Source organism: Aciditerrimonas ferrireducens, from assembly GCF_023130475.1.
Taxonomy (GTDB): domain Bacteria; phylum Actinomycetota; class Acidimicrobiia; order Acidimicrobiales; family UBA8190; genus Aciditerrimonas; species Aciditerrimonas ferrireducens.
The window spans coordinates 1-5,904 of the sequence record NZ_JAKHEX010000012.1 but is presented as its reverse complement, the minus strand read 5'-3'; the positions used below and the strand labels follow the sequence as shown (position 1 = coordinate 5,904).

Here is a 5,904-nt window from a genome sequence, read left to right as displayed (position 1 = left end):
CCCCGACCTTCCCGACCTCGCCCTCGGCCCGGGGGTGGTCGGAGTCGTAGCCCATCTGGGTCGGCAGGTCGAAGGCGCACGACAAGCCGGTCTGCCCGTTGGCCAGGAGGAACTTGAACCGCTCGTTCGTTGCCTCGGCCGTGCCGAACCCGGCGTACTGGCGCATGGTCCAGAGCCGTCCCCGGTACATGTCGGGCCGGATCCCCCGGGTGTAGGGGTACGCCCCGGGCCGCCCCAGCTGCACCGCCGGGTCGAAGCCGGCGAGATCCGCCGGCTCGTAGACCGTCTTTACCTCGATCCCCGAGTCGGTCCGGCGCTCGCGGGCGCCGCCCTCCTTGCCGCCGTTCACCGCGTCACCAGGCACCGCCCAAGGATACGGGAGCGACCGGCACCCGGCCCACGACCCGGCGCCGGCACCTCCCGCCTCAGGCCGGGCTGCCCGCCGGGGCCACCACGTGGGGCATGCAGAGCTCGTCGTACTCGGCGATCACGATCTCCCCGGCGTGCTCCCCGCAGACCGGGCAGTTCGGGTCCCGCCGCACCTTGAACGTCCGGAAGGTCTCCTCCAGGGCGTCGAAGGCCAGCAACCGGCCCACCAGGGGATCGCCGAGCCCCAGGATCAGCTTGATGGCCTCGAGGGCCTGGATCGAGCCCACGATGCCCGGCAGGACCCCCAGGACCCCGGCCTCGGCGCACGACGGAGCCAGCTCCGGGGGCGGCGGCTCGGGGATCATGCAGCGGTAGCAGGGCCCGTTGTAAGGGTCGAAGACCGTCACCTGGCCTTCGAAGCGGAAGATCGAGCCGTGCACCACCGGGACCCGCTTCAGCAAGGACGCGTCGTTCACCAGGTAGCGGGTCGGGAAGTTGTCCGTGCCGTCCACGATGACGTCGTACCCGTCGATGATGTCCAGCACGTTGTCGGCACCCAGCCGGACGTCGTAGGTCCGCACCTCCACGTCCGGGTTCAGCGCCGCGATGGCCTGCTTCGCCGAGTCCACCTTCCGCTGCCCCAGGCGGTCGAGGTTGTGAAGGATCTGGCGCTGGAGGTTCGACGCGTCGACCACGTCCATGTCGATGATCCCGAGGGTCCCCACCCCGGCGGCCGCCAGGTAGAGCGCCGCTGGGGACCCCAGGCCCCCGGCCCCGAGCAGCAGGACCTTCGAGTCGAGCAGCTTCAGCTGGCCTTCGACGCCCACCTCCGGCAGCAGCAGGTGCCGCTGGTAGCGGTTCCGCTGGTCCGGGGTCAGGGTCCGGGGGGTCCGCCAGGGCCGGCCCTCGTCCTTCCAGCGGTTGAACCCCCCGACCAGGGACACGACGTCCCGGTACCCCAGGTCCTGGAGGGTCTTGGCCGCCAAGGCGGAGCGGGCGCCGCCGGCGCAGTAGACCACCACCGGCCGCTCCTTGTCCGGCAGCCGCCCCTCGACCTGGAACTCCAAGAAGCCCCGGGGGATGTGCACGGCGCCGGGGAGGGCACCCTGCTCGTACTCGTCGGCCTCCCGGACGTCGAGCACCACCACCTCGTCCAGCCGGGGTTCGACCTCGGCCGGCTCGACCTCCCGGATCACGGCCTTGGCGCCGTCCAGCAGCTCCCGTGTCGTCGCCACGTCCGGACTCCTCTCTGCTCGTTCGTCTCGCCCGGCCCTCGTCCCTGCCCTCGTCCGCCGCTCGTCCCGAAAGCTTACCAGGGAGGTCGGCATTTTTGACCGGCGGGCCGGTCCCCCGGGGGCCAGCCCGGGCGGTTCGGCCCACCGGAGGACCGACAATGGGCGGGTGGACTTCCAGGAGGTGCTCCGCCGCCGACGCATGGTCCGGGCCTTCGAACCTCGACCGATCCCCCCCGACCTCCTTCGGCGGGTCCTCGGGGTCCTGCCCCGCACCCCGACCGCCGGCAACACCGAGGGCCTGGCGGTCCTCGTCCTCGAGGGCCCCGAGCAGACCCGGACCTACTGGTCCCTCACCACCACCGAGGACTGGCGCTCCCGGTCCCGCCGCTGGCCCGGCCTCGCCGCCGCCCCGGTCATCGTCCTCGTCCTGACCAGCGCCGATCGCTACCTCGAGCGCTACGCCGAGCCCGACAAGGTCGCCTCGGGGCTCGGTCGGGTCCCCTCGGCGACCAGCGAGGAGGTCAGCGGGCGCTGGCCCGTCCCCTACTGGTTCGTCGACGCTGGCCAGGCCATCTACGGCCTGCTCCTCGGGGCCGTCGACGCCGGCCTCGGGGCCTGCCTCCTCGGCACCTTCCGAGGCGAGGAGGCCCTGCGCCGGGCCCTCGGGGTGCCCCCGGCCTGGCGGGTCGCCGGTGCCGTCCTCCTCGGCTGGCCGGCCGGCACCGATCCCCGTTCGCCCTCCCTCGACCGCCCCTGGCGTCGCCAGGCCCGCCTCGACCCGGGCCAGCTCGTCCACTGGGGTCGCTGGCACGGTCCCCCGCTCGACCCGAGCGCCGAGCCGACCTTGCCAGCGCCGGGGACCCCCCAGGCCAGCAAGGTCGGCACCTCCCCCGGCCAGGTTGCCAGCAAGGAGCCCGGCAACGGCCCGGCAGGAGGGTAGGCGGGCCCGGGCCGCGAGGACCGGGCCGAGCGTTCCCCCAAAGGAGGTCCCGTGCCCGACTCCGTCTCCCTCCCTGGCCGTCCCCCCGCCCCGGCCCGCTGGCCGGACCAGCTCCTGGTGCTGGCCTGGCCCGACGCCCTGCTCGACCAGGTCGGCTACTCGCCCCGCTCCCGCTACGTCGAGACCTACTGGCTGGGCATCCTCGGCCCCTCGGCCACCTGGCTCCTGCGTCGCCTCGACGCGGGCCTCGAGGTCGCCCCCGACGGGTACTCGGCGGACCTCGGGGAGCTCGCGTCCTGCCTGGGTCTCCGGCGGGGCGGGGGTCGGCGGGTCTCGATCGAGCGGGCCCTGGACCGCTGCGTGGCCTTCGACCTGGCCCAGCGGCTCCCCGCTGACCGGCTGGCGGTCCGTCGACACCTCCCGCCGCTGCCCCGCCGCCACCTGAGCCGCCTGCCCCGGATCCTTCAGGCCGCCCACGAAGCCGAGGCCTGCTGCACCGCTTCGCCCGGCCCGGAGTCCAGCGGCCCCGCAGCGCTCGGGTCGGGCCCCGCAGCGCCGGACCCGACCCGGCGGGCCTTCCAGCTGGCCACGAGCCTGGTCCGCCTCGGCGCCTCGGCGGCCACCGTCGAGGCCGAGCTGGCCCGGTGGCAGGTCCACCCGGCCCTCATCCCCCACGCCACCGCCGCCGCCTTCGCTCGGCCAGGCGCCGCGCCGGTGCCGGCCGGCCGGTCCGTGGCCCTCGGCCCGAGCGACGCGAACCCGAGCGACGCGAAGAAGTAACCCCGATGTCGTGGAACCGAAACCCGCCGTTCACGGGGCCGTCGTACCGTGCCAGCATGCCGGTGTACCTCCTGCGTGTCGCCCTGCCGGACCGCCCCGGGGCTCTCGGCGCGGTCGCCAGCCGGATCGGAGCGGTGCGGGCCGACGTGGTGGCGGTGGACATCCTCGGCCAGGACCGGGGGCGGGCGGTCGACGAGCTGATCGTCGAGCTCGCCGACGAACGGCACGTCTCGCTGCTCCTCGACGAGATCGCCGAGGTCGACGGTGTGGCCGTCGAGGAAGTCCGCGTGCTGCCGAGCGGCCCGGTGGACCACCGCTTCACCGCCTACGAGACGGCGGCGGCGCTGCTGCGCCGCCAGGACCCGGCCGAGGTCCTCGACGCGGTGGTCGAGCGCTGCGCCCTGGACCTCCAAGCCGCCTGGGTGGCCGCGGTCGACCTCGACGAGCGCGTGGTGCTGGCAGCGGTCGGTGAGCCCCCGGCCGCTGCCTGGCTCGCCGCCTACGTGGCCGGCAGCCGCTGGTGCGGCGGCCCCCCGGCCACCGAGACCGAGGCGGGCCCCGGAGGGCGGCCCGGACGGCAGGTCGCGGGGGCCGAGGCCCCGGCGCCCGACGTGGCGTGGGTGCCCCTCGAGCGCTGGGACCTGGTCCTGGTCTGCGGGCGGCCCGGCCACCCCTTCACCGCGGCGGACCTGCGTCACCTCGCTGGCACGGCCCTCGTGGCCGACGCCCGCTGGGCAGACCTGGCCAGCCGCCAGGCCCAGCTCGCCCACCCCAGCCGGGGTGGCTGGCGAGTCCTCGAGGCCCAGGGCGAACTGGGCTGAACGATCCCGACGGGCACGACCGGGCGGGCGGGACCGGGCGGTCGGTGGTCGTCGGTCAGCCGGGCAGCTGGCCAGCGGCCCCGACCGCCTCGGCCCACGCGCACAGGGTGCGGACCCCGAAGCCCGTGGCCCCCTTGGCCAGCAGGCCCCGTTCCTCGTCGCTGCGGGCAGGGCCGGCGATGTCGAGGTGCACCCAGGGCACCTCGCCGACGAAGTTGGCGAGCAAGAGCGCGGCTGCGATCGCCCCGGCCTGGCCGTCCTTGCCGACGTTCTTCATGTCGGCCACCTCGGACTCGATGTGGGCCTTGTACTCCTCGGGCAGGGGCAGGGGCCACAGCGCCTCCCCCGCGCTGGCCGCAGCACGCCGGACCCCGTCGGCGAGGGCGTCGTCGTTCGAGAACAGCCCGGCGATCCGGTTCCCAAGGGCCACGACGCAAGCCCAGGTCAAGGTGGCCAGGTCCACGATCGCCTCGGCCCCCGCCTCGACCGCCAAGCTGAGCGCGTCGGCCAGGATCAGCCGCCCCTCGGCGTCGGTGTTCAGCACCTCGATGGTCTTGCCGTTGCGGGCCCGGAGCACGTCCCCCGGCTTCTGGGCGGCCCCCCCGGGCATGTTCTCCGTCAGCGGCGCCAGGGCCGTCACCTGGACCGCGGGCTGCAGGGTGCTGAGGGCCGCCACCGCCGCCACCACGGCGGCCGCCCCGCTCATGTCGGTCTTCATGGTGATCATGCCGGCCGGCGTCTTCAGGGACAGGCCACCGGAGTCGAAGGTGATGCCCTTGCCGACGAAGGCCAGATGGGGCAGGCCCGCAGGGTCCCGGCCCTCGGGGCAGTAGCGGAGACGGAGCAGGCGGGGCGGCTCGGCCGAGCCTCGGGCCACCCCGAGCACGCCGCCCAGGCCCTCGGCGGCGATCCGCTCCTCGTCCCAGACCTCGACGCTCACGCCCGGCCGCCCGGCCAGCTCGGCCTCGACCCGCTCGACCATGGCCCGGGGGGTGAGCAGGCTCGGCGGCTCGTTCACCAGGTCCCGGGCGAACCACACCGCGTCGGCCACCGCCCGCCCCTGCGCCAGGGCCGTCTCCAGTGCCGCCGGCTCGGCCGGGTCCCCGCAGAGCACGAGCCGCACCTCGCTCGGGAAGGGCCGGTCGGTCTCGCTGCGGTGGCGGACGAAGCGGTAGCAGCCGAGGGCCGCGGCCTCCGCCGCCGCGCGCACCAGGGCCCGGGCGCCCGGGGACCCCTCGTCGTCGCCGAGGCGCGCCGGGAGCAGCACCCCGACGGTGCCCTCGTGCTGGGCGGCCCGGACCGCCCCCGCCACCGCCTGCCGGAGCCGGTCGAGGTCCACCCGGTCCGCCGGACCCAGGCTGACCAGGACCACCACCGGCGCCTGGGGGTCCAGGCCGGCCAGTTGCCAGCGGCCGAGGAAGCCGGCCCGGAACCCGCTCGCGGTCGCGGCCGCAGCCGCCTCGTCGAGGGCCAGCCGCAGGTTGCCGGCCAGCACCGTCGCCGGGAGGCCCGCCAGGGGCTCGGCCCGCTCCTCCCGACTGACCACCGGCACCACCAGGGTCCGCAGCGCGCCCGCCTGGAGGTCCACGGTGTCCTCGGCGCCGAGCACCGACAGGGTCAGCGCCGGCAACGGCCGTCCAGCATCGTCCTGCACCCTCAGGCTCCTTCCTCTTCTTCCTCGCCGCTCGGGCCACCCGCCGAGTCCCGGGCCGCCCCCCCGACCCGGGGGGCGACCTGGCGGGCCAGGGGGTGGTCCTCC

6 protein-coding genes are annotated in these 5,904 nt (G+C 75.5%); 3 read left to right on the top strand and 3 right to left on the bottom strand.

Annotated elements, in window-relative coordinates; genetic code table 11:
* The coding region (locus tag Acit_RS08025; RefSeq protein WP_248107857.1) for a methylmalonyl-CoA mutase family protein at positions 1–364 on the bottom strand (364 nt) is incomplete at its 3' end.
* A gap of 61 nt (positions 365–425) precedes the next feature.
* The gene (moeB, locus tag Acit_RS08020; RefSeq protein WP_248107855.1) at positions 426–1,604 is read right to left on the bottom strand and encodes a molybdopterin-synthase adenylyltransferase MoeB; all 1,179 of its coding nucleotides are present in this window, start codon (positions 1,602–1,604) and stop codon (positions 426–428) included.
* A gap of 166 nt (positions 1,605–1,770) precedes the next feature.
* On the opposite strand from moeB, the gene Acit_RS08015 reads away from it, so the two are divergent.
* The 3 genes from Acit_RS08015 to Acit_RS08005 are packed head-to-tail and all read left to right on the top strand — an operon-like array spanning position 1,771 to position 4,145.
* Positions 1,771–2,544, top strand: a complete 774-nt coding sequence (locus Acit_RS08015; RefSeq protein WP_248107853.1) for a nitroreductase family protein — start codon at positions 1,771–1,773, stop codon at positions 2,542–2,544.
* Between the two features lie 51 nt (positions 2,545–2,595).
* Positions 2,596–3,324, top strand: a complete 729-nt coding sequence (locus Acit_RS08010) for a hypothetical protein (RefSeq protein ID WP_248107851.1) — start codon at positions 2,596–2,598, stop codon at positions 3,322–3,324.
* Positions 3,325–3,380: 56 nt separating this feature from the next.
* Positions 3,381–4,145, top strand: coding sequence for an ACT domain-containing protein (locus tag Acit_RS08005; protein ID WP_248107849.1), 765 nt, complete (start codon positions 3,381–3,383; stop codon positions 4,143–4,145).
* A gap of 55 nt (positions 4,146–4,200) precedes the next feature.
* Here the strand turns inward: Acit_RS08005 and Acit_RS08000 are convergent, their stop codons facing one another.
* The gene (locus Acit_RS08000; RefSeq protein ID WP_248107848.1) at positions 4,201–5,799 is read right to left on the bottom strand and encodes a leucyl aminopeptidase; all 1,599 of its coding nucleotides are present in this window, start codon (positions 5,797–5,799) and stop codon (positions 4,201–4,203) included.
* Positions 5,800–5,904: the final 105 nt, after the last annotated feature.

Coding starts and splice junctions, on each gene's coding strand:
- Acit_RS08005 (WP_248107849.1), top strand. CDS start 3,381: ATGCCGGTGTACCTCCTGCGTGTCGCCCTGCCGGACCGCCCCGGGGCT.